The sequence below is a fragment of the Pseudomonas morbosilactucae genome, assembly GCF_023241715.1.
GTDB lineage: Bacteria > Pseudomonadota > Gammaproteobacteria > Pseudomonadales > Pseudomonadaceae > Aquipseudomonas > Aquipseudomonas morbosilactucae.
On record NZ_JALQCW010000138.1, the window covers coordinates 1 to 2,904 of the forward strand.

The 2,904-nt window shown below is 62.8% G+C and carries 2 protein-coding genes; both read left to right on the top strand.

Going from position 1 to position 2,904, the window contains the following annotated elements; genetic code table 11:
* Positions 1 to 99 precede the first annotated feature (99 nt).
* Positions 100 to 2,682, top strand: coding sequence for a phage tail tape measure protein (locus M1B34_RS33375; protein ID WP_268267400.1), 2,583 nt, complete (start codon positions 100 to 102; stop codon positions 2,680 to 2,682).
* Positions 2,679 to 2,843 (top strand): hypothetical protein, encoded by a 165-nt coding sequence (locus tag M1B34_RS34270; protein ID WP_425273567.1) that lies wholly within the window; start codon positions 2,679 to 2,681, stop codon positions 2,841 to 2,843. The genes M1B34_RS33375 and M1B34_RS34270 overlap by 4 nt, the downstream gene beginning before the upstream one ends.
* Positions 2,844 to 2,904: the final 61 nt, after the last annotated feature.

Genomic DNA, 2,904 nt, shown 5'->3' on the forward strand with positions numbered 1-2,904 from the left:
GCTGCATTTTTCCGCCGAGGAAATCACGACCATGCGTTTTAGCGACATGGTCTGGTGGCTCACGGACTGAGCCGATCACTTCGGGCATAGGGGCGACAGATGGCGAGCAGACTGGCGATAGGGTTGGTGATTGGTGGCGCCGTCAGCGCGACGGTGGGCGCCGCCTTCAAGACGGTTGAAGGCCGGATCAAGCAGTTGGAAGAGCAGGGTAACCGGGCCAAGGTGCTGAAGAGCACCATCGGCGAAACCATGCGCCTGCGGGACGAATGGAAGAAAGCCCACGACACCGGCGCCGCCTCGGCGGCCGGGCTGCTGCGCAAGTTGGAGGGGAACCTGGACAGCCTGCGCAAACAGGGTGTTCAAGTGCACAAGCTGCGCCAGGAATACCAGGCCCTCGGCCGGGTGGCCAAGGGTGCAGATCTGCAGATGAAAGGGCACCAGCAGATCAAGGAAGGTAAGGAGGGCCTCAAGTCAGGGATCGGCCAGGCGGTGGCAGGGGTTGGGGTGGTGTCGATCCCTACTAAAATCAGCGCGGACTATCAGGCAATCATCCGTGACATCGCGATCAAGGCGGACGTGGCCAACAAGCCGCAAGAAGCCCAGATGACGCGCACCATCATTCAGACCTCGCAAGACACCGGGATGGGCCGCAATGACGTGGCTGACCTGGTGAACCAGTTGGTCGGTGCCGGCATGGAGCTGGACAAGGCGCTGGCCTATGCGCCAGTGGCGGCCAAGTTCGCCGTGGGGCAGGGCGCAACCGGGGTCGACACGGCGAACATGATTCAGGCGCTGCAGCAGAACGCCAAGATCGTCGACCCCAAGATGATGGAAAAGGCCCTGGAGGCTATCGCCATGCAGGGCCAGGCGGGCAGCTTTGAGGCCGCGGACATGGCCAAGTGGTTTCCGCAGATGCTGGCCGGCATGGAGAAGATCGGCATCACCGGGCTGGACTCTGTGAGTCAGTTGGGCTCGATGCTGCAGGTGCAAATGAAGACCGCCGGCGGCTCTGATGAGGCGGCCAACAACCTGAAAAACTGGATGGAGAAAATCGGCTCCGGTGAGGTAGTCAAGGCCTACAAGGATGCGGGCATCGATTACCAGTCCTCGCTGAACAGCGGCATTCAAAAAGGCATGTCGACCCTGGAGTCGAGCTTTGCGCTGGCCCAGCGTTACGTCGAGGCGACCAACCCTGAGCAGGCCAAGAAGATGGCCGAGGCGACGGCCGCTATCAGCAAGGAGACGGATCCGGCCAAGGCGAAGGCCATGCTGGAGTCGTTGGAGAAAGCCCTGCGCACCGGCGATATCTTCGCCGACATGCAGGTCAAGGCGGCGCTCACGGCCTTCTCTCAGAACAAGGCGCTGTATGAACAACTGAAAGCCGAGTCGAAGAACGCCACCGGCATTCTCGACAAGAACCTGGCTGAACGCCGGGAAACCTCCTCTCAACTGTGGGCCGAAACAGGCCATGCCATGAACGACGCCATGCGTGCGGTGGGTGACGCATTGCGCCCGGCCACGGATGCGGTGGCCAAGCACATCACGGTGGTGGCCGGTTCGCTGACTCGCCTCACTGAAAAGGCGCCTCCCCTGGTACTGGGGATCACCGCATTGGGCGCTGGGCTTGTCGCCCTGAAAAGCGTGGTCTCCGCGTTCAAGATCGGCAAGGGCATGCTCAACGTGGCCCGCGGATCGATGATGGGTAACCCGAACGTGATTCAGCGGGTCTTTGTCACCAACCCAGGGGCGGGTGGTGGTGATTACGACACGGATGGCGGTAAGGATAAGAAGGGCCGTAAGGGCGGGCGTGGTGGTCGTGGGCGTGGTGCTGGCCGTGGGCTGGGTGTCCGCGCTGGTGCTGCCAGCATCGGTCGCGGTGTCACTAACTTCATTAAATTTGGCACCCTGCTGGCTGTGGTCGGGGCCGTCGTCAAGGCCAAGGACACCTACGACAACGCCGTCACCCGAGATGAAAAGGCCGAAGGGTATGGCGGGGCGGTGGGTGGTTTAGCGGGCACCATCGTTGGAGCCAAAATGGGCGCGGCGGCTGGAGCTGCTCTTGGCTCAATCGTGCCAGGACTTGGCACAGCCATCGGGGGCGCTATTGGTGTCGTCGTTGGTGGCGCTCTCGGTTACTGGGGCGGTGACGCTCTTGGCTCTTTTGCAGGCAAGTCGCTGTTCGGTTCCGACGAGTCGCTTAAAACGATGCCCATCGCTGGGCCGCTCATGATGGCGAACGCCGGGAAGAACATCCCACCGGTCCTGGGTGATATTGCGAAGTCGTTCAAGACCGGCCAGACACCCCCGCTGATGGGGCAGGTGGTGCGCTCGATGGGGACCGGTACACCGTCTGCTGCGGCGCCGGCGATGCTCAAGCGCCCGAGTCTGCGAAAGCAGCACCGCCCAAGGTCGACCAGCAATTCACCTTTGCGCCAAACATGCCCGTCTCGGTCCAGGGAGACGTCAAGGACCCCGCTCAACTGGCCCGCGAAGTTGAGCCCCACCTGCGCCGGATGTTCGACGAATTCAGCCGCCAGGCCGCGGCCCGTCAGCTATCGGATGAACCACACGTTTAAGGAGGTGCCATGGCCTACATGGAGCAACTGCAGTCAGGGCTCCAGTCCCTGGTGGCCGCGGGAGAGGCTGGCCGACGTAGTGCCGATGACATGCTGGGGCCCATGAACGGTGCTATCAGCGACATCAGCGGCGCCGCATCGGAGCTGGAGAACGTGCCCTTTGTGGGGCCAGCGCTGGGCGCCAAGCTGCAGCGGACCCTGCGCGGCATCACGGCAGCTCAGTCAGTGATCGGCGAGGTGGCCCGCGAAGTACAGCCAGGCGGTTGAGCGCGGCGGGGCAGATCCAGGAACGCCTCGGAACACTGAAGGAGCAGGCTGCCAAAGCCAG